Origin of the sequence: Methylobacterium oryzae, assembly GCF_021398735.1 — a bacterium.
In the GTDB taxonomy this organism is placed as follows: Bacteria; Pseudomonadota; Alphaproteobacteria; order Rhizobiales; family Beijerinckiaceae; genus Methylobacterium.
Genome location: NZ_CP090349.1, coordinates 3,072,232 through 3,098,746, shown reverse-complemented (window position 1 = coordinate 3,098,746; position 26,515 = coordinate 3,072,232). Strand labels below are relative to the sequence as shown.

At 71.3% G+C, this 26,515-nt stretch carries 25 protein-coding genes and 1 tRNA gene; 14 read left to right on the top strand and 12 right to left on the bottom strand.

Translation table 11 applies throughout. The features are described from left to right. The first annotated feature begins 71 nt into the window (after window positions 1–71). Window positions 72–971 (top strand): LysR family transcriptional regulator, encoded by a 900-nt coding sequence (locus tag LXM90_RS14860; RefSeq protein ID WP_020093252.1) that lies wholly within the window; start codon window positions 72–74, stop codon window positions 969–971. 219 nt (window positions 972–1,190) lie between these two features. Here LXM90_RS14860 and LXM90_RS14855 read toward each other — a convergent pair whose 3' ends face one another. From LXM90_RS14855 to LXM90_RS14840, 4 genes are all read right to left on the bottom strand, one after another. Further along, complete coding sequence (locus LXM90_RS14855) at window positions 1,191–1,994, bottom strand: class II aldolase/adducin family protein (RefSeq protein ID WP_020093251.1); 804 nt, start codon at window positions 1,992–1,994, stop codon at window positions 1,191–1,193. Between the two features lie 246 nt (window positions 1,995–2,240). Beyond that, a complete protein-coding gene (locus tag LXM90_RS14850; protein WP_020093250.1) occupies window positions 2,241–2,843 on the bottom strand; it encodes a nucleoside deaminase in 603 nt (200 codons plus the stop codon). Window positions 2,844–2,934: 91 nt separating this feature from the next. Further along, window positions 2,935–3,189: a hypothetical protein gene (locus tag LXM90_RS14845; RefSeq protein ID WP_020093249.1), complete on the bottom strand. Its 255-nt coding sequence runs from the start codon at window positions 3,187–3,189 to the stop codon at window positions 2,935–2,937. A 124-nt stretch (window positions 3,190–3,313) separates the two neighbouring features. Then, window positions 3,314–3,664, bottom strand: coding sequence for a GCG_CRPN prefix-to-repeats domain-containing protein (locus tag LXM90_RS14840; RefSeq protein ID WP_234082999.1), 351 nt, complete (start codon window positions 3,662–3,664; stop codon window positions 3,314–3,316). Window positions 3,665–3,897: 233 nt separating this feature from the next. On the opposite strand from LXM90_RS14840, the gene LXM90_RS14835 reads away from it, so the two are divergent. After that, window positions 3,898–5,103, top strand: a complete 1,206-nt coding sequence (locus tag LXM90_RS14835; protein ID WP_081636480.1) for a serine hydrolase domain-containing protein — start codon at window positions 3,898–3,900, stop codon at window positions 5,101–5,103. 24 nt (window positions 5,104–5,127) lie between these two features. Here LXM90_RS14835 and LXM90_RS14830 read toward each other — a convergent pair whose 3' ends face one another. The 5 genes from LXM90_RS14830 to LXM90_RS14810 all read right to left on the bottom strand — a co-directional run bounded on the left by LXM90_RS14830 (window position 5,128) and on the right by LXM90_RS14810 (window position 8,783). Further along, on the bottom strand, window positions 5,128–6,411 hold the full coding sequence (locus LXM90_RS14830) for an amidase (RefSeq protein ID WP_234080750.1): 1,284 nt from the start codon (window positions 6,409–6,411) through the stop codon (window positions 5,128–5,130). A 61-nt stretch (window positions 6,412–6,472) separates the two neighbouring features. After that, window positions 6,473–7,252 carry an SDR family oxidoreductase gene (locus LXM90_RS14825; RefSeq protein WP_020093245.1) on the bottom strand — a complete coding sequence of 260 codons (780 nt, stop codon included), beginning with the start codon at window positions 7,250–7,252 and terminating at the stop codon, window positions 6,473–6,475. A 170-nt stretch (window positions 7,253–7,422) separates the two neighbouring features. Further along, a complete protein-coding gene (locus LXM90_RS14820; RefSeq protein WP_020093244.1) occupies window positions 7,423–7,560 on the bottom strand; it encodes a hypothetical protein in 138 nt (45 codons plus the stop codon). 225 nt (window positions 7,561–7,785) lie between these two features. Next, window positions 7,786–8,283 (bottom strand): hypothetical protein, encoded by a 498-nt coding sequence (locus tag LXM90_RS14815; protein ID WP_020093243.1) that lies wholly within the window; start codon window positions 8,281–8,283, stop codon window positions 7,786–7,788. Beyond that, a complete protein-coding gene (locus LXM90_RS14810) occupies window positions 8,280–8,783 on the bottom strand; it encodes a hypothetical protein (RefSeq protein WP_020093242.1) in 504 nt (167 codons plus the stop codon). The genes LXM90_RS14815 and LXM90_RS14810 overlap by 4 nt, the downstream gene beginning before the upstream one ends. Window positions 8,784–9,080: 297 nt before the next feature. On the opposite strand from LXM90_RS14810, the gene LXM90_RS14805 reads away from it, so the two are divergent. After that, window positions 9,081–9,410 carry a hypothetical protein gene (locus LXM90_RS14805; RefSeq protein WP_020093241.1) on the top strand — a complete coding sequence of 110 codons (330 nt, stop codon included), beginning with the start codon at window positions 9,081–9,083 and terminating at the stop codon, window positions 9,408–9,410. Between the two features lie 39 nt (window positions 9,411–9,449). After that, window positions 9,450–9,668, top strand: a complete 219-nt coding sequence (locus LXM90_RS14800; protein ID WP_020093240.1) for a hypothetical protein — start codon at window positions 9,450–9,452, stop codon at window positions 9,666–9,668. A 217-nt stretch (window positions 9,669–9,885) separates the two neighbouring features. On the opposite strand, the gene LXM90_RS14795 is transcribed toward LXM90_RS14800, so the two are convergent. Continuing rightward, window positions 9,886–9,960 (bottom strand) — tRNA-Val (locus LXM90_RS14795). A gap of 476 nt (window positions 9,961–10,436) precedes the next feature. Between LXM90_RS14795 and LXM90_RS14790 the strand changes: the two genes are divergently transcribed. The 9 genes from LXM90_RS14790 (at window position 10,437) to scpA (ending at window position 22,720) form a co-directional block, all read left to right on the top strand. After that, window positions 10,437–11,480, top strand: coding sequence for a hypothetical protein (locus tag LXM90_RS14790; RefSeq protein ID WP_020093239.1), 1,044 nt, complete (start codon window positions 10,437–10,439; stop codon window positions 11,478–11,480). Beyond that, window positions 11,480–13,666, top strand: coding sequence for a glycosyltransferase family 2 protein (locus LXM90_RS14785; protein WP_020093238.1), 2,187 nt, complete (start codon window positions 11,480–11,482; stop codon window positions 13,664–13,666). Before LXM90_RS14790 ends, LXM90_RS14785 begins: the two co-directional genes overlap by 1 nt. 168 nt (window positions 13,667–13,834) lie before the next feature. Then, the gene (locus LXM90_RS14780; protein WP_020093237.1) at window positions 13,835–15,166 is read left to right on the top strand and encodes an MFS transporter; all 1,332 of its coding nucleotides are present in this window, start codon (window positions 13,835–13,837) and stop codon (window positions 15,164–15,166) included. A 139-nt stretch (window positions 15,167–15,305) separates the two neighbouring features. Next, the gene (gene cyoA / locus LXM90_RS14775) at window positions 15,306–16,538 is read left to right on the top strand and encodes a ubiquinol oxidase subunit II (protein WP_020093236.1); all 1,233 of its coding nucleotides are present in this window, start codon (window positions 15,306–15,308) and stop codon (window positions 16,536–16,538) included. A gap of 75 nt (window positions 16,539–16,613) precedes the next feature. Then, a complete protein-coding gene (gene cyoB / locus LXM90_RS14770) occupies window positions 16,614–18,614 on the top strand; it encodes a cytochrome o ubiquinol oxidase subunit I (RefSeq protein WP_020093235.1) in 2,001 nt (666 codons plus the stop codon). A gap of 4 nt (window positions 18,615–18,618) precedes the next feature. Continuing rightward, window positions 18,619–19,251: a cytochrome o ubiquinol oxidase subunit III gene (gene cyoC, locus LXM90_RS14765; RefSeq protein ID WP_020093234.1), complete on the top strand. Its 633-nt coding sequence runs from the start codon at window positions 18,619–18,621 to the stop codon at window positions 19,249–19,251. Further along, window positions 19,248–19,643 (top strand): cytochrome o ubiquinol oxidase subunit IV, encoded by a 396-nt coding sequence (gene cyoD, locus LXM90_RS14760; protein ID WP_020093233.1) that lies wholly within the window; start codon window positions 19,248–19,250, stop codon window positions 19,641–19,643. Before cyoC ends, cyoD begins: the two co-directional genes overlap by 4 nt. 74 nt (window positions 19,644–19,717) lie before the next feature. Next, window positions 19,718–20,437: an SURF1 family protein gene (locus tag LXM90_RS14755; RefSeq protein ID WP_020093232.1), complete on the top strand. Its 720-nt coding sequence runs from the start codon at window positions 19,718–19,720 to the stop codon at window positions 20,435–20,437. Between the two features lie 117 nt (window positions 20,438–20,554). Continuing rightward, window positions 20,555–22,720 (top strand): methylmalonyl-CoA mutase, encoded by a 2,166-nt coding sequence (gene scpA, locus LXM90_RS14750; RefSeq protein ID WP_020093231.1) that lies wholly within the window; start codon window positions 20,555–20,557, stop codon window positions 22,718–22,720. 56 nt (window positions 22,721–22,776) lie between these two features. Here the strand turns inward: scpA and LXM90_RS14745 are convergent, their stop codons facing one another. Then, on the bottom strand, window positions 22,777–23,889 hold the full coding sequence (locus tag LXM90_RS14745) for an alpha/beta hydrolase (RefSeq protein WP_049961816.1): 1,113 nt from the start codon (window positions 23,887–23,889) through the stop codon (window positions 22,777–22,779). Window positions 23,890–24,106: 217 nt separating this feature from the next. Here LXM90_RS14745 and LXM90_RS14740 point away from each other — a divergent pair, with 217 nt between their 5' ends. Then, window positions 24,107–25,741 (top strand): alpha-D-glucose phosphate-specific phosphoglucomutase, encoded by a 1,635-nt coding sequence (locus LXM90_RS14740; RefSeq protein WP_020093229.1) that lies wholly within the window; start codon window positions 24,107–24,109, stop codon window positions 25,739–25,741. A 129-nt stretch (window positions 25,742–25,870) separates the two neighbouring features. On the opposite strand, the gene LXM90_RS14735 is transcribed toward LXM90_RS14740, so the two are convergent. Next, window positions 25,871–26,350: a GNAT family N-acetyltransferase gene (locus LXM90_RS14735; protein WP_020093228.1), complete on the bottom strand. Its 480-nt coding sequence runs from the start codon at window positions 26,348–26,350 to the stop codon at window positions 25,871–25,873. Window positions 26,351–26,515: the final 165 nt, after the last annotated feature.

The window sequence follows — 26,515 nt, the reverse complement described above, 5'->3', positions numbered from 1 at the left end:
TCCTCGATAGATCGCTTGGCATCCGCGAGAAAGGCGGCAAAAGGGATTTGATTTTTTCCGCAGCGTTGACAATGCACGACCAGAGCGACTTGGAGATCTTCGCCCGGGTGGTCCGCACCGGCAGCCTCACCCAGGCCGGCTCGGAGCTCGGCCTGTCGGTCGCGGTGGTGTCGAAGCGGCTGAAGAGGCTGGAGGAACGGCTCGCCGTGCGCCTGCTGCATCGCACCACGCGGCGGGTGGCGCCCACGGATGTCGGGGCGGCCTTCTTCGAGCGGATCGCGCCGATCGTCGACGCCATCGCGGAGGCCGAGAGCCTCGTGTCGCAGACGGCGACGCGGGCGCGGGGGACGCTCCGGGTCACGGCGCCGAGCTCCTTCGGGCGCCTGCACATCGTCCCGCACCTGCGGGCCTTCTTCGCCCTCCATCCCGGCATCGTGCTCAACTTGGAGTTGAGCGACGATTTCGAGTCGATCGTCGAGCGCGGCTACGACCTCGCGATCCGGGTCGGCGCGCTGGAGAGTTCCGGGCTGACGGCGGTGCGCCTCGCGCCGGTGCAGCGGGTCCTCTGCGCGCGGCCGAGCTACCTCGACGCGGCCGGGCGGCCGCAGAGCCTCGACGACCTGCGCGGCCATGTCTGCCTCGCCACCGAGAACCAGAATCCCTGGCGGCTGGTCGGGCCGGAGGGCCCCTGCACGGTCGGCGCCTCGGGGCCGCTGCGCACCCATTCCAACGAGGTGGTGCGCGAGGCCGTGATCGGCGGCCTCGGGATCGCGCTGCGCTCCACCTGGGACGTGCACGCGGAGCTGCGCGACGGCCTGCTGGAGGTGGTGCTGCCGGCCTACGCGGCGGCGGCCTCGGCCGGCATCTTCGCGGTCTACCCGAGCCGGGCCTTCGTGCCGGCCAAGACCCGGGCCTTCATCGCGTTCCTCAAGCAGACCTACCGGTCGAGCGGGGCCTGGGCAGACGGGTGAGGCCCGTGCTGCGGCGTCTCGCTCCTGCTGAGCGGGAGACGCCCGCTCGACGTCTCACGCCGTCGCCGATCGCGGCACCGCCGTCGTTGCGGGTGGAGCGAAGCAGTCCGGTCGGCGTGACGAGGTCGGACGTCGCGCTGCCCTGGGTCGCTTCGCCGCGCTCGCGATGACGGAGAGCGGCGCATCGACCGAACGGCTCAGCCGGCGGCCGTGCCGCCCTCAGCCGTTCGCGAAGAAATCCGGATCCGTCCGCGCCAGCATCCGCTTGAACGCCGCCCACTCGTTGTCGGGCGCCCCCTGGACCACGACGCGGTCGTAGCCGGCGGCGTACTGCCCGGCGGTCTTGGTGGCGACGGCGGAGGAGGGCCGGATCACCGGCGCGCCCGCCGCCTGGATCGCCAGCTGCGCCCGGCACGAGCGCTCCATGTTGTGCATCAGCCGGAACGCCTCGCCGACCGTGCGGCCGCAGGTCAGCAGGCCGTGATTGCGCAGCACCATCACGGGCTTGTCGCCGAGATCGGCCACCAGCCGCTCCCGCTCGTCGAGGTCGAGGGCGATGCCCTCGTAGGCGTGGTAGGCGACGCGCCCCGTGAACTGCATCGACCACTGGTTCAGGGGCAGGAGCCCCTCCTCCTGGCAGGAGACCGCCACGCCCGCGACCGTGTGGGTGTGCAGCACGCAGATCGCGTCGTGGCGCGCGGCGTGGATGGCGCTGTGGATCGTGAACCCGGCCGGGTTGATGCCGAGCCCCATCGGATCCTCGAGCACCTTCCCGTCGATGTCGACGGTGACGAGGTTCTCCGGCGACACCTCCTCGAAGCGCATCCCGTAGGGGTTGATCAGGAACCGGTGCCCGGCGCCCGGCAGCCGCGCCGAGATGTGGGTGTAGATGCTGTCGTCGAGGCCCAGCCGATGGATCAGCCGGTAGGCGGCCGCGAGGTCGACGCGCATCGCGCGGATCGCGGCGCGATCGGCGGGGTCCGTATCCCGGTCCGCGACGGTCGACGGTGTGGCTGCGCTCATGCGACGGCTCCCTGCCGGTCGGCCCTGTCGGCCCTCCGGGATCGCCGCCCGGCGCAGGCGGTCCCGCGATCCCCGGGCGCCCGAGGCGGGGGCTCGGGGCGAGGTCCGGGAATCGCCGGCAGGGTGCACCAGGGCGGGCGGCCCGGCAATCCGGTGGGATGCGGCGGGACCTCCGGGGGAGCGACGGCCGCGTCCCACCGGATTGCCGGGCCGCGCGGGCGGTCGCCCGAGCCGTCTTCCAGTCCCTTACTTGGACGGGCGGTCGCCGGGCGGAAAGAGCGCGAGCGCCTCCTCCGCCAGGACGCCGCCCGTGATCGCGATCGGGCGGAACGGCGACCGGTCCGCGACCTCCGTGCAGGTGATCATGATCTGGTCGATCTTCGTGGCGAGCTGCTGCAGCGAGGCGGCGAAGACGACGCGCGAGATCCCGCACCAGACGATCGCGCCCATGCACATCGCGCAGGGTTCGCCGGACGTGTAGAGGGTCGTCCCCCGCAGCGCCTCCGGCCCGTGCTCCGCGAGGAAGCGGCGGATCGCCACCATCTCGCCGTGCGCCGTGGGATCGCGCTGCTGCTTCCCGAGATTCAGGCCCCGGGCGCGGATCTCGCCCTCCGCGACGATGACGGCGCCGAACGGGAAGTCGGCGCGGCGCGCCTCGGCGATGGCCGCCCGCATGAAGGTCTCGTCCGCGGCCGTGGCCGGCGCGGCGGTGGTCGCCGACGCGGGGCGCGCGCCCGTCGACAGCGCCACGCCGAGCGCCGCGGCCCCGAGGAACGCGCGCCGGCCCGCATCGGGCGCGACGGGCGGTGCGTGGCCGTGCTGCCCGGTGCCGCGGAGCTTGCTCGTCATGATCGGTTCCGCTGAGCTGTCTCGAGGGGCCGTCCCGGCGGCCGCGACCGCGGCCCGGGGCCGTCCTGGAAGCGCTGCCTGGAAGCGCTGCCTAGAAGCGCTGCTCCGTGCGGCCGGGGTTGGGGCCGCGGCCGTGATAGGACGCCATGCACAGGTGCCAGATCTGCGAACCGAGGTCGTAGAGGCTGAGGTTGTTCGGGTTGGGGTAGCTGAAGATCTGGGCCCGCGCCTGCTCGCGGCAGGCGGCGTCCTGCGGGCTCTGGATGGGTGGCTCCGGCACGGATTGCGCCGCCGCCCCCGTGGTCAGGGCAATCGCGGTCGCGAAGGCAATCAGCGGGAGGCGCATCGTCACAGGTCTCCGAATACGGCGCCGCGGCGGCCGCTGTCCGGCCGGCCGCGGATCTGGGAAGCGGTATGTGGGGCCGGCGGCGCTCCGGGCGAGACCGTCAGGAGCGCCGCCGGCGCGTTCGTCAGCGGCGACGCCAGTGGTAGCTGCGATGCCAATGATAGTTGCGGTGCCAGCGATAGTTGCGATGCCAGCGGTAATTGCGGTGCCAGCGATAGTTGTAGGTCCGGTAGAAGCGCCGGCCTCCGTAGTAGCGGGCTCCGTAGAAGGCCGGGCCCGGGCCGTAGAACCGGCGGGCGTTCGGGACGCACCGGCCCCACGGGTTGAGGTGGAATCCGGGCCCGCACCAGTAGCCGACCCGGGTCAGCCCGCTCGCGTCGCCGGCCAGCGGCGCCGGTGAGAGCGGGGCCGCCGACGCCGGGCCCGCCAGGCCCAGGCCGCTCAACACAAGGGCCACGAGCCCCATCATCCGCATGAAATGCACGGCGTGATCCTCCCGCGACCGGCACGCTGTCCGCGTCCGGATCGTGCATCATGCTGCTTGCGAGCCAAGATTAATGTCAATGGCCCGCACTCAGTCAATACCTGTATCAACTACGCATCATCATTTATGAGCCGCGCGATTTCCGTTCTGTATTCAGTGTTCGTCAATGCATCCGTTCCAATCTGACGCACCCGGCGCGCCGGTGACGGATCGGGAGGAGGACCATGAACAGCACGGATCGTCGGGCCGGCGGACGGTCTCGACCCATCGTGACGGCCGGCCTCGCCGCCCTCGTCCTCGCGCTCGCCGCCGGTCCCGGCGGCGCGCAGGACGGCTTCGGTGAGGGGGCCGGGCGCCCGGCCGACCTCGCGGCCGGCGCGGAGGTGGACGCGCTGCGGCCGGTCGTCGAGCGCTTGGCCGGCGCCTGGGTCGCGCGCGGGGCGATCCCGGGCCTGATCGTGGGCGTGAGCCACCGGGGGCGGCGCAGCTACTTCGGGTTCAACGGGGCCGGCGGCGCGCCCTACCGGTCCGACACGATCGTGGAGATCGGCTCGATCACCAAGGTGTTCACGACCGCACTGTTCGCCGAGGCCGTCGATGCGGGCCGCCTGCGTCCCGACACGCCGCTGCAGGAGCTGTTGCCGAACCTGCGGCTCCGGCCCTGCACGGCCCAGATCACGCCGCTGCAGCTCGCCGACTTCACCTCGGGGATGCCGACGCTGCCGGGCGACCTGCCGCGTGCCCTGGCGGAGCGCAGCGTCCGGACCTACCCGCCGGAAGCGTTCCTGGCCTGGGTGTCGCGCTGGAGCCCGGAGGGATCCGAGGCGGGCGGCTGCGCCCTGCCCGCCCCCTACCGGTACTCGAATGCCGGCATCGGCCTGCTCGGCTACGTTCTCTCCGAACGTCTCGGCGCGCCGTGGGAGAGCCTCGTGCACGAGCGGATCACCGGGCCGCTCGGGATGACCAGCACGGCGGTCACCGTGAAGCCGGCCGACCGCGCGCGTCTCGCGCAGGGCTACGGGATGGAGGGCCAGCCGGTCATGCCCTGGCCGGTCTTCGCGTGGTACGCCGCGGGAGCGCTCCGCTCGACCGCCACCGACATGCTCGCCTTCGGCGAGGCGGCGCTCGGGCACGAGGCGGTGAACGGCGCGCCCGTGCCGCCAGCGCTCACCCGGGCGCTGCGCGAGGCGATGACGCCGCTCTACCAGCCGGAGGGACAGACCTTCCGGCAGGGCATGGCCTGGATCGAGGAGATCGGCGACCCGGACGCGGGCCAGCGGCCGGTCTTCCTGAAGGTCGGGGGGACCGACGGCTTCAACAGCGTGGTCGTCGTCAATCCGGGCAAGGATCTCGTCGTCTTCGTGGCCGGCGGCCAGCCGAAGATCGGCGCGGAGCGCCTCGGCGTGGCGCTGTCCCGCCAGATCCGCTGAGCGGGCCCGGGCCGCGCGGGGCGCTCACCCCGCCAGCGCGGCCTCGATCCCGGCCCCGATCGCCAGGAGCCGGCGGTCCTGTCCGTGCCGGGCCAGCAGCATCAGGCCCGCCGGCCGGGGCAGGCCCGGCATCGGCAGGGACAGGCCGGTGAGATCGAAGAAGTTGCCGAAGGCGGTGTTGCGCAGCATCAGGCGATTGGCCGCCAGGAAGGCCGCGTCGTCCGCCGCCAGCGGGGCGGTGAGCGGCGCCGTCGCGGCGGTCGCCGGGAGCGCCAGCACGTCGAGCGGGGCGAGGTGCCGGTCGAAGGCGGCGATCAGCGCGGCCTGCCGGCGCATCGTCCGGATGTAGCCCGCGGCCGTCGCATTCCGGCCGGCCACGATGCGGCGATGCACCCGCGGGTCGTAGCGGCCGGCCGCGCTGTCCAGCCAGTCGGCGTGGATCGCCGCGGCCTCGATCGCCGCGAGGGAGCCGTCCGGGAGCGCCGCGTCCATGGCGGCGAGGTGGTCGTCGATCGGGTGATCGGCGATCCGGGCGCCGGCCCGGGACAGGCGGGACAGCACCCGCTCGAAGGCCTCGGCGACCGGCGCCTCCGTCTCGGTGAACAGCAGGCCCCGCGGCACGCCGATGCGCAGGCCGGCGACGGCGAGCGCCTCCAGCGGCGCGGGCTCCTCGCCCGCCATCACGGCGTCGGCGGCCGCGCAATCCGCGACCGTCCGGGCGAGCGGCCCCAGGGAATCGAGGGCGTAGGACAGCGGGAACGCCCCCTCCAGCGGCACGCGGCTCGCGGTCGGCTTGAAGCCGACGACGCCGTTCAGCGAGGCCGGGATCCGGACGGAGCCGCCCGTGTCGGACCCGATCGCGATGTCGCTCGTCCCCTGCCCCACCGAGACCCCGGCGCCGGAGGACGAGCCCCCCGGGATGCGCGCCGGATCGGCGGCGTTGCCGGGGGTGCCGTAATGCGGGTTGAGGCCGAGCCCCGAGAAGGCGAACTCGGACATGTTGGTCTTGCCCAGGATCACCGCGCCGGCGCGGCGCAGGCGGGCGACCACCGGGGCGTCGGACCGCGCCGGCGCCGCGTCGGCCAAGAGGACCGAGCCGGCGCGCGTCGTCTCGCCCGCCACGTCGAACAGGTCCTTGATCGAGACCATCGCGCCGTCGAGGGGGCCGAGGGAGATCCCGTCCCGGCGGCGCGCATCGGCGGCGTCCGCCGCCGCGCGGGCCTGCTCCGGGTAGAGGCGGGTGAAGACCGCCGGGTCCCCCGCGGCGATCCGGGCCAGCCGGGCCTCGAGGGTCTCGCGTACGCTCATGGTCCTCACCGCATGATCTGATCCGGCCCTGCAAGCGGAGGGCCGGTCGGGCCGGTCCGCGTCAGAACGTGCCGGGATAGGCGCCGCCATCCATCAGCAGGTTCTGCCCGGTGATGAAGCCCGCCTGCTGGCTGCACAGGAACGCGCAGGCGGCGCCGAACTCGTCGGGGTGGCCGAAGCGGCCGGCGGGGTTGTCGCGGGCCCGCGCCTCCAGGAACGCCTCAACGGAGGTGCCGGCCTTGGCGGCCCCCGCGGCGGCGTTGCCGCGGATCCGGTCGGTGTCGAAGGGGCCGGGCAGCAGGTTGTTGATCGTCACGCCGTGCCGCACGGTCTTGCGCGCCAGGCCGGCCACGAAGCCCGTCAGCCCCGAGCGGGCGCCGTTCGACAGGCCGAGATGCTCGATCGGCGCCTTCACGGCGCCGGAGGTGATGTTGACGATCCGGCCGAACCCGCGGTCGATCATCCCGTCGACCGTCGCCTTGATGAGCGCGATCGGCGCCAGCATGTTGGCGTCGAGCGCCCGGATCCAGGCGTCGCGGTCCCACTCGCGGAAATCGCCGGGGGGCGGGCCGCCGGCATTGTTGACCAGGATGTCGGGCTCGGGGCAGGCGGCGAGCGCGGCGGCCCGGCCGGCCTCGGTGGCGATGTCGCCCGCGACGGCGGTGACGGTGACGCCCGTCGCGGCGCGGATCTCGTCCGCGGTCCGCTCCAGCGTCTCCGCGGTGCGGGCCGTGATCGTCACCGCGACGCCCTCCCGGGCGAGCGCCAGGGCGCAGCCCTTGCCCAGTCCCTTGCTCGCCGCGCAGACGAGCGCCCGGCGTCCGCTCAAGCCGAGATCCATGGGAAGCCTCCGTGAGCCGGCCCTCGCCGCGAGGGCGTCCGGCGCGTCATAGCGCGCCGGGTGCCGTCCCCGGAAGCGGCCCGGGACGGGGCGCGGGGCCTCTCGGGGTCTCTCCGCCTCCGGAGGGCCGGTTCGGCGGGCGCCTCACGGCCGGAACCGGGATCCGGCGCTCACCACGTGCGCAGGTCGCGGGCGCCGGGCACGTCCGGACGCTCCTCCCGCTCCGGAGCGACGAAGCCCGCCCACAGCAGGGCCACCGCCCCGGTGAGGAGCGGAAGGGACGTGCTGAGGACGAGGCTGAGGGTCACGGCGATCCTGCCAGGCGGACGGTGTCGAGGCGACGAGATCAGAATTCCATATCCTGAGAATTGTTTTCGACGACTTAAGGCGAGTGCTCGTAATTGCGGGAACCTGAGGGAAATCTGCGCGGCCGGCCCGCGTCGCGGCGGCCATCGCGCGTGATGGCGGCGTCGGACGCTCGGCCGAGGCCGACGCATCGCGGGTCCGCGCGATCCCGGCCGGTGCGCGCCGGCTCAGGGCTGATCCGCCGCTCCGGACAGGGCGCCGAACTCGTTGACCATGCACTCGTGCATCCGGCGCAGCCACGCCCGCGCCTCGGCCCGCTGGGCCTCCGCCCGTTCGGCCCGCTCGTCCGACGCGCGGGCCTGCGCCTCGGCCCGCTCGGCCCGGGCGAGCGCCGCCTGCAGGAGCGCCTCGGCGTGGCGGGCCCGCTCCTCGGCCGCGCGGAGCGCCGTCTCGGCCGCCCGCACGGAACTCTGAGCCTCCCGGACGGAGTCGCGGGCGCTCGCCTGCAGGGCGCGGACCCGCGCCGCGGCGCCGCGCACGGCGGTCAGGGAGGTCGACCAGTCATCCTCGGCCGCCGGGGAGGCGGGCGCGGGGGATGCGGCCGCGGCGCCGGAGAACAGCGCCACGACCCGGTCGATCGGGTCGGCGTGGCCGTCGCGCGGCAGGGCCGGGTCGGACAGGGGATGGGGCACCGTCGGCTCGGCCCACGCGCGGGCGGCACTCATGCCGCGGCCTGCTCGGTGAGGTCCGAGAACTCGGACAGGATCGCCTGCTGGACACGGTCCAGCCAGTCCTCGGCCTGCCGGGCCCGATCCTCGGCGGCGCGGGCGCGGGCCTCGGCCGCCTTGGCGCGCTCCTCGGCGGCGACGACCTGCGCCTCGGCGCGCAGCTGGGCCTCGCGCGCCTGCATCTCGGCCATCCGGGCGCGCTCGTTGGAGGCGTGGACCTCCTCGCGGACCTGATCCAGCACCTGCTCGATCCGCGCCTCCCGCTCGCGCGCCTGGGCCTCGATCACGCGCGCTTGGCGGGCGGCGGTCTGCACCCGGTGGATCAGCGCGTCCCAGTCCCGCGGCGCGGCCGGCGGTGTCGGGGACTCGGCCCGCGCGTGCAGCGACGCGACGGCGCGCAGGACGTTGCCGAGGTCGGGTTCGGACGCGGCGCCGCGCTTGGCCTTGTCTGCGGGCCGGAACCGAGGATCGCTCAGAAGCCTCTGCAGCTCGCTCACGGATCCCCTGCTCCCTGTGTACGCGATTCTGATCCGACTAAGCTGTTTAGAATGGTTAACGAAGGATTAAACGACGGGCGATCGGGTATTGGACAATTGATGACGGCGGCCGATCCGCGCGCGTCGGCCACGGCCGGGCGGGCCTCGCGCCGGGCCCCGGATCGCCGGATCGAAGCCGGCGGCAGGATTGCCGGCGCGCTCGCCGGATGTGCTGTTTGATACGGAATTCGCGCCCGGAATGACCGCGTATTCAGCTCATCGGTACGGGCTGAAATGGTTGTTCTGTAGGAGATCGCGATGGCCGGGAACCGCATGGAAGAGGCCTGGAGGCCGGCCTTCAAGACCGGACAGATCTTCTTCGGGCACCCGCAGGAATGCTGTGACTGCCTGATCTGGGAGCTCAGGACATCCGGGGCGCGGATCGAGGTCCAGCCGGAGGCGGTGCCACCGCAGGCCGTCCGGCTCGTCTCGATCGCCCTGCTGCTGAACCAAGCCTGCGAGGTCGTCGCGCGCGAGGGCCGGACGATCGAGCTGAGGTTCTCCCCCCGTCCGGAGCCCGCGGGCGGTGCGCCCGACGCGACGCGGCCCGTGCTCGGCCGCACGCTGTTCCCGCCGCACCGGCCATAAGTCTCCCGCATCACCGCGAAGCACCCGAGGAGGTGCGTCATGACCGCTCCGCAAGTCATCGCAACGATCTTCTTCCTAGTCTCGGTCGGTTCGGCGACGACGCTGGCCCTCATGGCGGCGGCCTCGGCCGTGCTGGACGCGGTCGCGAAGACCTGCGACCGCGCGCGGCCGGACGCGGGACGGGACCGCTCGCGCCGTGTCACGGAGGCCGCCTGTCGGCTGCGCCGCGCGGCCCTCGCCCGCGCCGCGATCCCGTAGGATCCCGGTCCCGCCGACGGGTCGGGCATCGGTTCTGCTCGAGCCTCGCCGTCTCGCCACGCGAGAGGAGGCACGAGCGACGCCGTGAGGGAGGAGCGGGCAGGCGCGATTCCGGAGGCCGCGACGGGTTCGGAGAACCCCTCTCGGTGGGCGATCCTGCCGTGACGTCAGTCTGGGGCGTTCAATCTGGAGACGGGCCGGGAGTCACGGCGTCGAATGGTGGAGACGACAGGGATCGAACCTGTGACCTTTCCCATGTCAAGGGAATGCACTACCGCTGTGCTACGTCTCCGTATCGACCGCGATCAGGTTCGACGAACCTGCAAGCCATCGAAATAGTCCAGACTGCTCAGTAACTTATGAGAGTGCCGACTACCGTGTCAAGGTAGTGCTCTCCCGCCGAGCTGCGCGTCCGGGCCGGCGCCGTTCGGGCTCCGGTGGGCGGGGCCTATAGCGGCTGCCCGGCGAGGGCGCAAGCGGAACCTGCGTGACCAGGCCGATCGATCGCGTCCCTCAATGGTCCGGCCGCGGCGCGCGCCGACCCGATCGCCCCGCGCCGCGCGCGGATAGCGCATTTTGCGTCAATGGCTTAGAGACGGGGAGAACGAGCCGGCGGGGGCAACCCGCCGGGATCCGTCTCCGGGCCGAACGCGCCATGGTGCACGCCGACGGGAAAATGCGCTATGGCCCTGCCGCTCGGCATCCGGCCGCGCCGCGACACATGGCGGACACTCGGCGCCGGCATGCCGCCGCCTCACGCTTCAGGACATGCGCTACTTCATCGACCACGATCAGGGCGACTCGATCCGCGGCTGGATCGTGCCGGACAATCCCCTCGCCATCAGCCGGGTCGTGGTCGCGGTCGACGGCCGACGCGTGGCCGAGGTCCCGGCCAGCGTCATCGACGAGGCGTTCAAGCGCAACGGCTGGCACGCCACCGGGCAATGCACCTTCGTGGTCAGCGAGGCCGAGGTGCCGGGCCTGTCCGAGATCCCGCGGCTCGAACTCTACGATGCCGACACCAACGTGCTGGTCTACCGCCGCATGCCGGTCGAGGGTCAGATCCGGCTGCGGACCATGCTGATCAACACCGGCATCGAGCCCGAGACCGTCCTCCAGACGGCGCTCTTCCCGTATTTCCAGCACTGCTACTTCGGCATCCACAAGCTGCCGGACGAGATCCTGAGCTGCGTCCTGGCCGGCCCGGCCGCCCCGTCGGCCTTCCTGTCGGGCGCCGTGACCATCCCGCGCTACGAGAACTTCATGACGCCGGACCTGATGGTCACGGCCATCCTGCTCCAGGAACCGCAGATCGAGATGGCGGCCCGGATGCGCTGGCTGAAGGCCCGGGCCGCGGATGCGGCCGATCCGGCGCGCAGCTGGCGCCTGGGGCCGCTGGCCGAGGCCGCCGCCTTCGCGGACGGGTATGACTTCTCCGACGTGAAGAGCCTCAAGCGCTTCTTCCGGATGCTGCCCGAGCCCGCCTACCGGCTGCTCTACAACCCCCTGACCCGCCAGCTCGGGACCCGCATGCCGGACGACCGGCTGCATCCGGGCAACTCGATCGCGGCGATCGAGATTCTCGCCCGGGTCGGGATCGTCGGCCACAAGACCCGGTTCCCCGCCTTCGCGTCGACGCTGTTCGACCGCCTCGGGATCGGCGCGCCGATCCCGACGCTGCCGCCGGTGCCGGCCGAGACGCTGGCGCTGGCCGAGCGCCTGAAGAGCGTCAAGGCGGTCGAGGACATGATCGTGTTCGACGTGGCCATGTCGGATGCCGTGAAGGCCTCGGTCGACAAGAGCTGGAGTTGATGGTGCGTTCGACCGGGCCGGCGGTGCCCGAATTCCGCCTCCCGACGGCGCAGGTCACGGGGCTCTGGGGCAAGCGGCGCGCCCTCCCGGCGCGGGCGGGCTCCGACGGGCTGCGCGTCGCGCTGCCGGATCTCGCGGGCCGCTGGGTCGAGATCATCCTGTCCAACGACCCGGCCGAGGCCCGCGACACCCTCCCCGACATCAGCTTCGTCGGTCCCGACGGACGGGCGGGCACGCTGCTGCCGCAGGAGGCCCGGGGCGGCGGCGCCTTCGCGTGGATCGGCTGCCTGCCCGAGGACGTCGTCGAGCTGCGCGTCGCCGACCCGGCCGGGCGCGTCCCGGTCCGGCTGCGCCGGATCGCCGTGCGCCGCCTCGCCCGGCCGGTCCTGGCCGCCCGCGGGCTCCTGCGCGATCCCGGCCTGACCGTGCAGGCCTTCACTTGGCGGATCCTCGGCAAGAAGGTGCGCGCGCGGGGCTTCCTCGGCCGGGCGCTGCGCCACCGGCGCGTGAGCGGCTACGAGGCCTGGCTCGGGACCCACACCCTGCGCCGCGCGGAGCGGGACGGGATCGCCGCCGAGATCGCCGCCTGGACCGATCCGCCCCTGATCTCCGTGCTGATGCCGGTCCACGATCCGGACCCGAAGGTGCTGCGCGCGGCCCTGGCCTCGCTGCGGGCGCAGCTCTACCCCCACTGGGAACTGTGCGCCGTGGACGACGCCTCCACGCGCCCCGAGATCCCGCGGATCCTGAGCCGGGCGGCCGAGGCCGACCCGCGCATCCGCGTCCTCGCCCGGACGGAGAACGGCCACATCGCCCGGGCGACCAACGACGCGCTGGGCATGGCCCGGGGGGCGGTCTGCGCCTTCATGGACCACGACGACGCGCTCACCGAGGACGCCCTCTACGAGGTCGCCCGGGCGCTGCGCCGCGACCCGGGCCTCGTGCTGATCTACAGCGATGAGGACAAGATCGACGGGCGCGGCCGGCGATTCGACCCGCACTTCAAGTCCTGCTTCGACCGCGAGCTGCTCTACGCCCAGAACTACATCAACCACCTCACGGTCGTGCGCACCGAGGCGCTGCGCGCCGTCGGCGGCCTGCGCCCCGGCTTCGAGGGCAGTCAGGACCACGACCTGCTGCTGCGGCTGACCGACGGGCTCGACCCCGCCCGCATCCGCCACATCCCGCGGGTGCTCTATCACTGGCGCGCCGCGCAGGGCTCCGGGACCTTCTCGGACCGGGCGCTCGCCCGGGCGGAGGCCGCGCGCCTGCGCGCCCTGGAGGAGGTGGTGGCGCCCTGGGGCGGCCGCGCGGAGCGCGGTCCCGGCGGCTTCAACCGCCTGGTCCGGCCGCTGCCGGCGTCGCCGCCGCGGGTCTCCGCGATCATCCCGACCCGCGACCGGGCCGAGATCCTGTCGGTGACCCTCGACGGACTGCTCGGCGCGACCGACTACCCCGACATCGAGGTGATCATCGTCGACAACGACAGCCGCGAGCCGGAGACCGCCGCCCTGTTCGCCCGCTACCGGGACGATCCGCGGGTGCGCGTCGTGCCGGTGCCGGGGGCGTTCAATTTCTCGGATCTGTCGAATCGCGGCGCCGCCGCGGCCACCGGCGCGGTGCTCCTGTTCCTCAACAACGACATCGAGGTGCTCGAGCCCGGCTGGCTGGCCGAGCTGGTCCGCCACGCCGTGCGGCCGGAGATCGGGGCCGTCGGGGCCAAGCTCCTCTACCCGGACCACACGATCCAGCACGGCGGCATCGTCCTCGGGATCGGGGGCGTGGCCGGCCACAGCCATCTCGGCGTCGCGGACGCGGATCCGGGCTATTTCTGCCGCATGGTCATCGCCCACGAGGTCTCGGCGGTCACCGGCGCGTGCCTGGCCATGCGGGCGGACGTGTTCGCGGAGGTCGGCGGCTTCGACGCGCAGGCCCTGAAGGTCGCCTTCAACGACGTCGACCTCTGCCTGAAGATCCGCCGGTCCGGCTACCGGATCGTCTGGACCCCCTTCGCGAAATTGATTCATCACGAGTCGAAGAGCCGCGGGGCCGAGGACACGCCGGAGAAGCAGAAGCGCTTCGAGGGCGAGGTGCTGACCATGCTCGACCGCTGGGGCCCGGAGCTGCGTGCCGACCCCTATTACAACATCAACCTGTCACGGAATTCCGCCCATTACCGCGTGTGAGCGGTCCTCACCCGGTGGCGACACCGGTGGTCGCGGCCGCGCGGTGCTATGCATGCGTCAGTGGGTAAACTTGCGTCCGGAGCCGGTTGCGGTACCTCTGGACATGCCGCAAGAGGCAGTTCCGGCCAAGGCGTCCCCACGGGCGCGCGGCGAGGGCGACAATCAGAGATGAGTGCGAACACCCCTACGGTCGCGGGCCTGGAGCGCGACGCCCAGCAGGCGATGGGAGACCACAAGGTCCACCCCAACGAGATCGCTATCGGCGTGGTGATCGGACGCGCGTCCGAATACTTCGACTTCTTCGTGTTCGGCATCGCCTGCGTGCTGGTCTTCCCGAAGGTGTATTTCCCCTTCGTCGACCCGCTGAAGGGCACCCTCTACGCCTTCTCGATCTTCGCCCTCGCCTTCATCGCCCGGCCGCTCGGCACCGTGCTGTTCATGGCGATCGACCGGCGCCACGGCCGCAGCGTCAAGCTGACCACGGCCCTGTTCCTGCTCGGCGGGTCGACGGCGGCGGTGAGCTTCCTGCCGCGCTACGACAGCATCGGCATCTCGGCGGTATACATCCTGGCCGGCCTGCGGATCCTGCAGGGCCTCGCCCTCGGCGGCGCCTGGGACGGCCTCGCCTCGCTGCTCGCCATGAACGCCCCGCGGGAGCGCCGCGGCTGGTACGCGATGATCCCGCAGCTCGGCGCGCCTTTGGGCTTCATGGTGGCGAGCGCCCTGTTCGCGTTCTTCATCGTCAATCTCGACGAGGCCGATTTCATCGACTGGGGCTGGCGCTTCCCGTTCTACTGCGCCTTCACCATCAACGTGGTCGCGCTGTTCGCCCGGCTGCGCCTCGTCGCCACCGACGAGTTCGCCCGGATGATGGACCTCGACCGGCTGCGCCCGGTCCCGGCCCTGGAGCTGTTCCGCCACCACGCCGGCGACGTGGTCCGCGGCGCCTTCGTGCCGCTCGCCGCCTTCGCGCTGTTCCACCTCGTGACGATCTTCCCGATCGCGTGGCTCGCGCTGAACAGCACGACCCGCTCGCCGGGCGAGTTCCTGATCGTGCAGTTCTCCGGCGCGATCGTGTGCGCCGGCGCGGTGGCGGCCTCGGGGCTGATCGCCGACCAGATCGGCCGCCGCAACTGCCTGATCATGAGCAGCTCGCTGATCGGCTTCTTCGCCGTCGGCAGCATCATCGCGCCGCTCCTGTTCGGCGAGAGCGCCATCGGCCAGACCATCTACGTCACGATCGGCTTCATGCTGCTCGGCCTCGCCTACGGCCAGACCGCGGGAGCGGTGAGCGCCCGCCTCGGCAACCGCTACCGCTACACCGGCGCGGCGCTGACCTCCGACTTCGCGTGGCTGATCGGGGCCGGTTTCGCGCCCCTGGTGGCCCTGTTCCTGTCGCAGCGCTACGGCCTGGCGATGATCGGCGTCTACCTCCTCTCCGGCGCGGTCTGCAGCCTCGTGGCCCTGTTCACCGACCGGTCGGAACTGCGCCAGATGTGAGTCGGCGGCCGGCGGCGCAGGCCGCCCGGCCCGCCCGTGAGCTGACTGGAACGCCGCCTCGCGCGGTACGGCAGAAGCGCCGCGGCAGCGGCATGGCAGAAGTGCCGCGGCAGCGGCCTGGGATGACGAGACGCGTGCTGTGACATCCACGATCCATCGACCGGACAGGACCGACACCGCGACCCGCCGAGGCGGTCGCGCTCGGCGCCTCCTGCCGCTCCTCGCCCTGCCGCTCCTGACCCTGCTCGGCGGCTGCAACTTCGTGGTCCTGCACCCGGCCGGCTACGTCGCCGAGCAGCAGCGCAACCTCGTGCTGGCGGCGACCGGGCTGATGCTCCTGATCATCGTCCCGGTGATCGCCTTCACGCTGATCTTCGCGTGGCGCTACCGCGCCAGCAACCAGGACGCGGTCTACGATCCCGAATGGCACCACTCGACGCAGCTCGAGGTGCTGATCTGGACGGCGCCGCTGATGATCATCATCGCCCTGGGCGCCCTCACGTGGATCGGGACCCACACCCTCGATCCGTTCCGGCCGCTCAGCAAGATCGACCCGAAGCGCGACGTCCCGGCCGGGACGGTGCCGCTCGAGGTCGAGGCCGTGGCCATGGATTGGAAGTGGCTCTTCCTCTACCCGCAATACGGGATCGCCACGGTCAACGAGCTGGCCGCGCCGGTGGACCGGCCGATCCGCTTCAAGATCACCGCCACCGATGTGATGAACACGTTCTACGTGCCTACGCTCGCCGGCATGGTCTACGCGATGCCGGGCATGCAGACCCAGCTCCACGCGGTGATCAACCGCGAGGGCGCCTACGAGGGCCGCTCGGCGCATTACAGCGGCGCCGGCTTCTCCAACATGTTCTTCAAGTTCCACGGCCTGACCACCGACAAGTTCGACCAGTGGATCGCCAAGGCCAAGGCCGAGGGCGGCGAGCTGACCCAGGAGGCCTACCTGAAGCTGGAGGAGCCGAGCGAGGCCGAGCCGGCGCGGTTCTACAAGTCCTACATGAAGGGCCTGTACGACCGGATCATCGGCATGTGCCCCCGGCCCGACCAGATGTGCGTCGGAGAGATGGCGAAGATCGACGCGCAGGGCGGCGCCACCGGCACGGAGGCCGCGGAGAACTACGCGCGTCTCCGGTACGACAACCGGCTCGCCGAGCGCGGCGTCGAGGGGCCGGGCGCGACGGCGCCGGCCTCCGGAACGGCGCCGCACGGCCAGACGCAGCCGCAGGGCATGCAGCCGCGACCCGACATGGGCAACCCGGACGTCCGGGGCCAGACGACGCCGCCCGACGCCACGGGCCAGGGCTCCGGCGGGGGTCGGAGCGGGGGCATCCAGATCGCCCCGAAGCAGCTGAACCAGTGAGGCCGCGCGTGCTGACAGCGGACTCCACACACACAACCGGCGGTCGCCGTCGAACCCACTGAACGGGCCGATCCCATGTTCGCAAACCTGGACCTACAGCAGCTGCTCGTCGGGCGATTCACGATCGAGCAGATCCCCTATCACGAGCCGATCCTGCAGGGGACGTTCGCCGGCGTGGCCGTCGTCGGCCTCACCGTGCTCGGCGTCATCACCTACTACCGCTTCTGGGGGCCGATGTGGCGTGACTGGATCACGTCGATCGACCACAAGAAGATCGGCATCATGTACTGCATCTTCGCGGGCATCATGCTGCTGCGCGGCTTCGCCGACGCGATCCTGATGCGCTCGCAGCAGGCGGTCGCGTTCGGCGACCAGCAGGGCTTCCTGCCGCCGCACCACTACGACCAGATCTTCACCGCCCACGGTATGATCATGATCTTCTTCGTGGCGATGCCGTTCGTCACGGGGCTCATGAACTTCGCCGTGCCGCTGCAGATCGGCGCCCGCGACGTCGCCTTCCCGTTCCTGAACAATTTCAGTTTCTGGATGACGGTCGCCGGCGGCATGCTGGTGATGGTCTCGCTCTTCGTCGGCGAGTTCTCCCGCGCCACCTGGCTGGCCTACCCGCCCCTCTCCGGGGCGGCGATGAGCCCGGGCGTGGGCGTCGACTACTACATCTGGGCCCTGCAGATCGCCGGCATCGGGACGCTGCTCTCAGGGATCAACCTGATCGCCACCATCGTGAAGATGCGGGCGCCCGGCATGACCATGATGAAGCTGCCGATCTTCGTCTGGTCGTCGCTGTGCACCAACATCCTGATCGTGGCCGCCTTCCCGATCCTCACGGCCGTTCTCGCGATGCTGTCGCTCGACCGCTACGTCGGCACGCACTTCTTCACGAACGACCTCGGCGGCAACGCCATGCTGTACTTCAACCTGATCTGGATCTGGGGTCACCCGGAGGTCTACATCCTGATCCTGCCGGCTTTCGGCGTGTTCTCGGAGATCACCTCGACCTTCTGCGGCAAGCGCCTGTTCGGCTACACCTCGATGGTCTACGCGCTGGTGGTGATCACCATCCTCGCCTACCTCGTGTGGCTGCACCACTTCTTCACGATGGGCTCGGGCGCGGACGTGAACTCGTTCTTCGGGATCACGACCATGATCATCTCGATCCCGACGGGCGCGAAGATCTTCAACTGGATGTTCACGATGTACCGCGGCCGGATCCGGTTCGAGGTGCCGATGCTGTGGGTGGTGGCGTTCATCGTCACCTTCGTGATCGGCGGCATGACCGGCGTCCTGCTCGCTGTGCCCCCGGCGGACTTCGTCCTGCACAACTCGCTGTTCCTGATCGCGCACTTCCACAACGTGATCATCGGCGGCGTGCTGTTCGGCATGTTCGCCGGCGTGACCTTCTGGTTTCCCAAGGCCTTCGGCTTCAAGCTCGACGAGTTCTGGGGGAAGATGGCCCTCGTGTTCTGGGTGACCGGGTTCTACGTCGCCTTCATGCCGCTCTACGTGCTCGGCCTGATGGGCGTGACCCGGCGCATGCAGCACTTCGACGACCCGTCGCTGCAGATCTGGTTCGTGATCGCGGCCTTCGGCGCGGCGCTGATCGCCTGCGGCATCGCCTCGCAGATCATCATGTTCGTGGTCTCGATCCGGAACCGCGACAAGCTGCGCGACCTCAGCGGCGACCCGTGGGGCGGCCGGACGCTGGAATGGTCCACCTCCTCGCCGCCGCCGGACTACAACTTCGCCTTCACGCCGGTGGTCCACGATTCCGACGCGTGGTGGGACATGAAGAACCGCGGCTTCGACCGCCCGCTCAAGGGCTACCGGCCGATCCACATGCCCAAGAACACCGCGGCCGGCGCGATCCTGGCGGCGCTGAACTTCACCTTCGGCATCGCCATGGTCTGGTACGTCTGGTGGCTGGCGATCCTCAGCTTCGTGGCGATCTTCGTCGTGGCGATCGCCCACACCTTTAATTACAATCGCGACTACTACATTCCCGCCGACGTCGTCAGTCGGACGGAAGGTCAGCGGACGCGCGAACTGGAGATGGCGTGATCCGATGATGCACGCGGAGACTGCACCCCCCGGCGCCGCGGCGCCGGTCTTCTACCAGACCGACGAGGAGGGCCATCATTCCGAGGGCTCGACCATGCTCGGGTTCTGGCTCTACCTGATGAGCGATTGCCTCATCTTCGCGACCCTGTTCGCGACCTACGGGGTGCTCGGGCGCAGCTACGCGGCCGGCCCCACCCCGAAGGAGCTGTTCGACCTGCCGGGCATCGCGGTGAACACCGCCATGCTGCTGTTCTCGTCCATCACCTACGGCTTCGCCATGCTGGAGATGGACCGGGACCGGGTGAAGCAGACGCAGATCTGGCTCGCCATCACCGGCCTGTTCGGCGTCGCCTTCGTGGCCCTGGAGATCCGCGAGTTCGTTCACCTGTTCCACGAGGGCGCGCCGCCCTGGCGCAGCGCGTTCCTGTCCTCGTTCTACACCCTGGTCGGGACGCACGGCCTGCACGTCTCGATGGGCATCCTGTGGCTCGTCGTGCTGATGGTGCAGGTGAGCAAGCGCGGCCTGATCGTCGAGAACAAGCGCCGGCTGATGTGCCTGTCGATGTTCTGGCACTTCCTCGACCTGATCTGGATCGGCGTCTTCACCGTCGTCTACCTGATGGGAGTGCTCGAATGAGCGCCGACGTTCACAACGCCGCCGCCGGGCACGGCCACCACGACGCCCACAGCGAGGGCGGGCACGGCACCTTCCAGAGCTACATGACGGGCTTCGTCCTGTCGGTGATCCTGACGGTGATCCCGTTCTGGCTGGTGATGGGCAACGTGCTCGACAACAGCCTCGTCACCACCCTGGTGATCCTGGCGCTCGGCGGCGTCCAGATGGTCGTGCACGTCATCTACTTCCTGCACATGAGCACGAAGTCGGAGGGCGGCTGGACCTTCATGGCACTGATCTTCACCATCACGCTGGTGGTGATCATGCTCGCCGGCTCGGTGTGGGTCATGTACCACCTCAACCACAACATGATGCCGATGGATGCCCACGACGTCATGAAGAACGCCCGCTGAGCGCGCGTTCGGTTTCGAGACCCGCGGGGTCGGGAGGGGGGTCCGATCCGGGCCCCTCCCCGGCCCCGCTCTCGTTGCTGCGGCGCGCCGTGTTCGGCGCCGGCGCGGGCCTCGTCTTCCTGGTGCTGCTGGGGCTCGGGACCTGGCAGGTGGAGCGGCGGGCCTGGAAGCTCGACCTGATCGCCCGGGTCGATGCCCGGGTCCACGCGCCGCCCGTGCCGGCGCCCGGCGCCGCCGCGTGGCCGCGCGTCGGCCCCGACGACGCCTACCGGCATGTCCGGCTCTCCGGCACCTTCCTGCACGATCGCGAGACCCTGGTTCAGGCCGTCACCGAGCTGGGCGGCGGCTTCTGGGTGCTGACGCCCCTGCGGCGGCCGGACGGGACCGTCGTGCTGGTCAATCGCGGCTTCGTGCCCGGCGACCGTCGGGACCCGGCGACCCGGGCGGCCGGGCAGGTCGCCGGCGAGACCGCGGTGACCGGCCTCCTGCGGCTGACCGAGCCCGGGGGGGCGTTCCTGCGCGCCAACGATCCGAAGGACGGCCGCTGGTATTCCCGCGACGTGGCAGCGATCGCCGCCGCCCGGGACCTGACCGACGTCGCCCCCTACTTCGTGGACGCGGACGCGACACCCAATCCGGGCGGCCTGCCGGTGGGCGGCCTCACGGTGATCGCCTTCCCCAACAACCACCTCGTCTACGCGATCACGTGGTACGGGATGGCGCTGATGCTCGCCGGCGCCGTGATCTACCTGCTGCGGCGCGGCCCGGGGGACCGGGACGTCGAGGTCCGCTGAGGCCTGCCGGGGCGCCGGCGCCGCGCGGCCTCCGCGCGAGGCTTGACCGATAGGGGAGTAGCCCGCTCCGAGCGGGTCCCTATAATGGCGTGACAAACGCCACAACGAGTCAACGCCATGACCTCCCGCATCCCGAACTTCGCCGAAGTCCCGTTCTCAGGCGAATCGCTCGCGGTGTCGGCCCCGGCGCTCGGCGAGCCCTGGATGACGCCGGAGGGCATCCCGGTGAAGGGCCGCTACGGGCCGGAGGACCGGGAGGGCATCGAGTTCCTCGACACCTATCCGGGGATCGCGCCGTTCCTGCGCGGCCCCTACCCGACCATGTACGTCACCCAGCCCTGGACGATCCGGCAATATGCCGGCTTCTCCACGGCCGAGGATTCGAACGCCTTCTACCGCCGCAACCTCGCGGCCGGGCAGAAGGGCCTGTCGGTCGCCTTCGATCTCGCCACCCACCGCGGCTACGATTCCGACCATCCCCGCGTCTCGGGCGATGTCGGCATGGCGGGCGTGGCGATCGACTCGATCTACGACATGCGCACACTGTTCTCCGGCATCCCGCTGGACGAGATGACTGTGTCGATGACGATGAACGGCGCGGTGCTGCCGATCCTCGCCCTTTACATCGTCGCCGCCGAGGAGCAGGGCGTGCCGCCGCAGAAGCTCGCGGGCACGATCCAGAACGACATCCTCAAGGAGTTCATGGTCCGTAACACCTACATCTATCCCCCCAAGGGATCGATGCGGATCATCTCCGATATCTTCGCCTACACGTCGAAGAACATGCCGAAGTTCAATTCGATCTCGATCTCCGGCTACCACATGCAGGAGGCGGGCGCCACGAACGACCTGGAGCTCGCCTACACGCTCGCCGACGGCGTCGAGTACATCAAGGCCGGGCTGGCGGCCGGGCTGACCATCGACCAGTTCGCCCCGCGCCTGTCGTTCTTCTGGGCGATCTCGACCAACTTCTTCATGGAGGTCGCCAAGATGCGGGCCGCGCGCCTGATCTGGGCGAAGCTCGTGAAGGGGTTCGATCCGAAGTCGGAGAAGTCGCTCGCCCTGCGCACCCACTCGCAGACGTCGGGCTGGTCGCTCACCGCCCAGGACGTGTTCAACAACGTCACCCGCACCAACATCGAGGCGATGGCGGCGACGCAGGGCGGCACGCAGTCGCTCCACACCAACGCGCTGGACGAGGCGCTGGCGCTGCCCACCGACTTCTCGGCCCGGATCGCCCGCAACACCCAGTTGTTCCTGCAGCAGGAGAGCGGCACCACCCGGATCGTCGATCCTTGGGGCGGCTCCTACTACGTGGAGAAGCTCACCGCCGACATGGTCGCCCGCGCCTGGGAGCACATCCGCGAGGTCGACGGGCTCGGTGGCATGGCCAAGGCGATCGAGGCCGGCATCCCGAAGCTCCGCATCGAGGAGGCCGCCGCCCGCGCCCAGGCGCGGATCGATTCCGGCCGGCAGACCATCGTGGGCATCAACAAGTTCCGCGCCGACGACGAGATGGCGATCGAGCTGCTGCGGGTCGACAACGGCAATGTCCGCCGGCTCCAGATCGACAAGCTCAAGCGCCTGCGCGACGAGCGCGACGAGGCCGCCGTGACGGCCCGGCTCGAGGCGCTCACGAAGGCCGCCGACGGTGCCGGCAACCTGCTCGAACTCGCCGTCGAGGCCGCCCGCGCCAAGGCGACGGTGGGTGAGATTTCCGAGGCCCTGGAGAAGGCCTGGGGCCGGCACCGCGCCGAGATCCGCTCGATCTCCGGCGTCTACAAGCGTGAGGTGGGGGGCATGTCGCCAGTGGTCGAGGAAGTCCGGGCGCTGGTCGAGGCGTTCGAGGAGAACGACGGCCGCCGGCCGCGCATCCTGGTCGCCAAGATGGGCCAGGACGGTCACGACCGCGGCCAGAAGGTGATCGCCTCGGCCTTCGCGGATCTCGGCTTCGACGTGGATATCGGGCCGCTCTTCGCCACGCCGGCGGAGGCCGCCCGGCAGGCGGTGGAGAACGACGTCCACATCGTCGGCGTCTCGTCGCTGGCGGCCGGCCACCTGACGCTGGTGCCGGAGCTGAAGGCGGCGCTCACCGAGCAGGGCCGCGACGACGTGATGATCGCCATCGGCGGCGTCATCCCGCCGGGCGACTACGAGGCGCTGACGGCGGCCGGCGCGGCGGCGATCTTCCCGCCCGGCACGGTGATCGCCGAGGCGGCAGCCAAGCTGATCCGCGCGCTGAACGAGCGGCTGGGCTACGCGGCCCGGCAGGCGGCGGAGTAGGACGCGCCTCCCGCGGCGGCCAAGCTGGCCGCCGCGGACCTCATTGCCGAGGCGCCTCAGTTCAGCGCCTGCGGGTCCGCCTCCGTGAGGAACGCCCCGACGGCGTGGAGGAACTGCATGCGGTTCTTCTCCATCATCACCGTGTGGGTGCCCTCCCCCAGCTCGACGAAGCGCTTGTAGGGGGCGTGGGTGAGCTTGGCGAAGTATTCCTGGGCCTGGTAGCTCGGCAGGTCGGCGTCCCACTCGGCGTGGATGATCAGCACCGGCACGCGGATCTCGCCCGGGTCGTAGAGCGGCTTGCCGGCCGCCCAGTAGGCGTCCTTGTCGGCGACCGTGCCGTTCGGCGCGCGCAGGACCGGCGGCGACCGCTTCGCCCCGTCCGCGTCGGTCGCGAAGGTCGCGTCGGCCCACTGGTCGAACCAGCCCGCCGGGATCAGGTCGGCCTTCTTGTCCTCGGGCACCCCGGTCAGCCAGCGGGCCCGGGCGCTGTCCCGGCTGACGGTGCGGTAGGCCCCGACCTTGCCACCGCCGCCGATCAGGCCCGGCGTGCGCGCGAGCCATTGCGGCGCGTAGAGGACGAGGCGGTTGACGCTGTCGTTGTGGGTGCTGGTGTAGAGCCCCATGGTGGAGGTCCCCCAGGACCAGCCCATCAGGTCGATCTTCTCGACGCCGCGCCGCTTCTTGATGAAGTCGACGACCTGCCCCACCACCTTGGCGGCGTCGGGCGTGCGCATCAGCGGCGGGTTGTCGTCCGGCGGCGCGTCCATGGCGGCCGGGCGCCCCGACAGGCCGTAGCCCGGCAGGTCCACGCAGTAGACGTCGAAGCCGAGGCCCGCGAGGTAGTCCATGGCCGACATCCCGCCGAGCGGCAGGTCGAAGGCCGTAGAGGACGGGTAGGTCGAGCCGTGCACGTAGAGCAGGATCCGGTCGCCCGGGAACGTGTCGGTGCCGGCCGGGCGCTTGTTGCGCACGTAGATGTCGACGCCCGGCTCGCTCCAGGGGAGGCGGAACTCTTCCGTGGCCAGCCGGGCCGCGGGAGCCGCGACGGCAGGGGCCGCCGCGGCCGCGACCGCCGCCCCGGCGGCGAGCGCCCCGACCAGCTCGCGCCGGGCCAGGCCCCGGCCCGGTCGTGCCCCGTTCGGATCTGTCCGCATCGGTCTGTCCGCCATGGTTTCCTCCGGTCCGCCTTGTCCGGCGGCTCGGGCGATTGAACCGGCGGGTGCCGGCGGGCGCAACGCTCCGGGGCGGCCGGCGGCGGACAGGCGGCGGGTTCCGTCGCCCGATCCGGCGAAACCGCGTGATAAAAGCCCGCCCCTGTCGCCGGGGCTGGTGACGCCGCGCCTCCGCGCGGGCATTGAGGCGGGAGAGCCCGGGAGACGCCCGCTTATGACGACCCCGACCACCGTCGCGACCACGCCCTTCCCCGACCAGAAGCCGGGCACCTCCGGCCTGCGCAAGAAGGTGCCGGTGTTCCGGCAGCCGAACTACGTCGAGAACTTCGTCCAGGCGATCTTCGACACCCTGCCCGACAGGGCGGGCGCCACCCTGGTGCTCGGCGGGGACGGCCGGTTCCTCAACCGCGAGGTGGTGCAGAAGACGCTGCGACTGGCCGCCGGAAACGGCTTCGGCCGGGTCCTGGTCGGGCAGGGCGGCCTTCTCTCGACGCCGGCCGCCTCCTGCGTGATCCGGAAGGCCAAGGCGCTCGGCGGCATCGTCCTCTCGGCGAGCCACAACCCAGGCGGCCCGGAGGGCGATTTCGGCATCAAGTTCAACGCCGCCAACGGCGGCCCGGCACCGGAATCCGTCACCGACGCGATCTTCGCGCGGGCCAAGGCGCTGACAGAGTACCGCCTCGTCGAGGCCCCGGACCTCGACCTCGACACGCTCGGCGACACCCGCCTCGGCGCCATGACGGTCACGGTGATCGACCCGGTGGCCGATTACGCCGAGCTGATGCGCACGCTCATCGACTTCGACGCGGTGTCGCGGCTGTTCGCCTCCGGCTTCCGCATGCGCTTCGACGCTATGAGCGCGGTGACGGGGCCGTACGCGACGGCGATCCTCGAAGGGATGCTCGGCGCCTCCGCCGGCACGGTGGTCAACGCCGTGCCGAAGGAGGATTTCGGCGGCCACCACCCGGACCCGAACCCGGTCCACTGCCACGACCTGTTCGACCTGATGCAGGGCCCGGACGCGCCGGATTTCGGCGCGGCCTCGGACGGCGACGGCGACCGCAACATGATCGTGGCGCCGGGCCTGTTCGTGACGCCGAGCGACAGCCTCGCCCTGCTCGCCGCCCACGCCCACCGGGCGCCGGGCTACGCCGGCGGGCTCGCCGGTGTCGCGCGGTCCATGCCCACCAGCCGCGCCGCCGACCGGGTCGCCGCCGCCCTCGGCATCGAGGCCTACGAGACACCCACCGGCTGGAAGTTCTTCGGAAACCTGCTGGATGCGGGCCTCATCACCCTGTGCGGCGAGGAGAGCGCCGGCACCGGCTCGAACCACGTGCGCGAGAAGGACGGGCTCTGGGCGGTGCTGCTCTGGCTCAACATCCTGGCCGCCACCGGCGAGCGCGCCGACGCGCTGGTGCGAGCGCATTGGCGCGCCTACGGGCGCGACTACTACGCCCGCCACGATTACGAGGAGGTCGATTCCGACGCCGCCAACGGCCTGATGGACGCGCTCCGCGAGAAGCTCGCCGGGCTGCCGGGCACGCGGATCGGCGACCTCACGGTGTCGACGGCCGACGAGTTCGCCTACCGCGACCCGGTCGACGGCTCGCTCACCGAGCGCCAGGGCATCCGGATCGGCTTCGCCGAGGACGCGCGGGCGGTGTTCCGGCTCTCGGGCACCGGCACCGCCGGGGCGACGCTGCGGGTCTACCTGGAGCGCTACGAGAACGCGCCGGACCGGCTCGACTTGGCCGTGGCCGAGGTGCTGGCCCCGGTGGCCGCCGCAGCCCGCGCGATCGCCGAGATCGCGCCGCGCACCGGAAGGCCTGAGCCGAGCGTGGTGACCTGAGGGGAGCCGGCAGACGTGCCGTCTCTGCGCGGGGAGCGAAGCGACCCAGAGGCGCCACGCTCGACGGCGGCGCGCGACTCCGGGTCGCTTCGCTGCGGGCGCGATGGCGGCAGGGCCGGCGCCGATTCCTCAAACCAGGTCCTTCACCATGTGCACGGTGACGTCGTCGTCGCGGGTCCGGCCCGGTCCGTCGTAGAGCTCCTCCCGCTCCACCCGGTAGCCGAGTGCCCCGTAGAGGCGCAGGTTCGCCGTGTACTTCTTGTTGGTGTAGAGGCGCAGTCGCGTCAGCCCGGCCTCGCCCGCGACCGCGTCGGCGCGTCCCATCAGCCGGCTGCCGAAGCCCCGGCCCTGGAAGGCCGGATGCACCGCGACGTTGACGACCAGAAGGTGATCGGCCTCGGTCCGCGTCTCGATCAGGCCGGCGAGATCCGGGCCGGCCACCAGCAGGTCGAAGCGGTGGTCCCGCAGAGCCTGCGCGTAGTCCGCCCGCATGGGGATCGGCAGGCGGCCGATCACCGGGATCCACTTCGTGTAGGCCGCCTCCACCAGCGCCCGGATCGCGTCCGCGTCCGCGGGCGCACCGCGCCGGAGCGCGACTGACTCGTTCATCTGACCTCTCACGGTTGACCGCGGCGCGTCCGTCCCCTAAAGACCCGCCCGTCGATGGGGCTCCGCACGGGGCCCCGTCGCGTTTTCACGCGCACCCGTGGGCGGGATCCTCCCGCCCTGTCGTCCCGGACCGCGAAGGGCCGGGAAAAGGAGGGCGCGTTCCTC

Excerpts from the sequence above, each read along its gene's own strand:
- LXM90_RS14860 (WP_020093252.1), top strand. The coding sequence starts at position 72 with ATGCACGACCAGAGCGACTTGGAGATCTTCGCCCGGGTGGTCCGCACC.
- LXM90_RS14855 (WP_020093251.1), bottom strand. The coding sequence starts at position 1,994 with ATGAGCGCAGCCACACCGTCGACCGTCGCGGACCGGGATACGGACCCC.
- LXM90_RS14850 (WP_020093250.1), bottom strand. The coding sequence starts at position 2,843 with ATGACGAGCAAGCTCCGCGGCACCGGGCAGCACGGCCACGCACCGCCC.
- LXM90_RS14845 (WP_020093249.1), bottom strand. The coding sequence starts at position 3,189 with ATGCGCCTCCCGCTGATTGCCTTCGCGACCGCGATTGCCCTGACCACG.
- LXM90_RS14840 (WP_234082999.1), bottom strand. The coding sequence starts at position 3,664 with ATGCGGATGATGGGGCTCGTGGCCCTTGTGTTGAGCGGCCTGGGCCTG.
- LXM90_RS14835 (WP_081636480.1), top strand. The coding sequence starts at position 3,898 with ATGAACAGCACGGATCGTCGGGCCGGCGGACGGTCTCGACCCATCGTG.
- LXM90_RS14830 (WP_234080750.1), bottom strand. The coding sequence starts at position 6,411 with ATGAGCGTACGCGAGACCCTCGAGGCCCGGCTGGCCCGGATCGCCGCG.
- LXM90_RS14825 (WP_020093245.1), bottom strand. The coding sequence starts at position 7,252 with ATGGATCTCGGCTTGAGCGGACGCCGGGCGCTCGTCTGCGCGGCGAGC.
- LXM90_RS14815 (WP_020093243.1), bottom strand. The coding sequence starts at position 8,283 with ATGAGTGCCGCCCGCGCGTGGGCCGAGCCGACGGTGCCCCATCCCCTG.
- LXM90_RS14805 (WP_020093241.1), top strand. The coding sequence starts at position 9,081 with ATGGCCGGGAACCGCATGGAAGAGGCCTGGAGGCCGGCCTTCAAGACC.
- LXM90_RS14800 (WP_020093240.1), top strand. The coding sequence starts at position 9,450 with ATGACCGCTCCGCAAGTCATCGCAACGATCTTCTTCCTAGTCTCGGTC.
- LXM90_RS14790 (WP_020093239.1), top strand. The coding sequence starts at position 10,437 with ATGCGCTACTTCATCGACCACGATCAGGGCGACTCGATCCGCGGCTGG.
- LXM90_RS14785 (WP_020093238.1), top strand. The coding sequence starts at position 11,480 with ATGGTGCGTTCGACCGGGCCGGCGGTGCCCGAATTCCGCCTCCCGACG.
- LXM90_RS14780 (WP_020093237.1), top strand. The coding sequence starts at position 13,835 with ATGAGTGCGAACACCCCTACGGTCGCGGGCCTGGAGCGCGACGCCCAG.
- cyoB (WP_020093235.1), top strand. The coding sequence starts at position 16,614 with ATGTTCGCAAACCTGGACCTACAGCAGCTGCTCGTCGGGCGATTCACG.
- cyoC (WP_020093234.1), top strand. The coding sequence starts at position 18,619 with ATGATGCACGCGGAGACTGCACCCCCCGGCGCCGCGGCGCCGGTCTTC.
- cyoD (WP_020093233.1), top strand. The coding sequence starts at position 19,248 with ATGAGCGCCGACGTTCACAACGCCGCCGCCGGGCACGGCCACCACGAC.
- scpA (WP_020093231.1), top strand. The coding sequence starts at position 20,555 with ATGACCTCCCGCATCCCGAACTTCGCCGAAGTCCCGTTCTCAGGCGAA.
- LXM90_RS14745 (WP_049961816.1), bottom strand. The coding sequence starts at position 23,889 with ATGGCGGACAGACCGATGCGGACAGATCCGAACGGGGCACGACCGGGC.
- LXM90_RS14740 (WP_020093229.1), top strand. The coding sequence starts at position 24,107 with ATGACGACCCCGACCACCGTCGCGACCACGCCCTTCCCCGACCAGAAG.
- LXM90_RS14735 (WP_020093228.1), bottom strand. The coding sequence starts at position 26,350 with ATGAACGAGTCAGTCGCGCTCCGGCGCGGTGCGCCCGCGGACGCGGAC.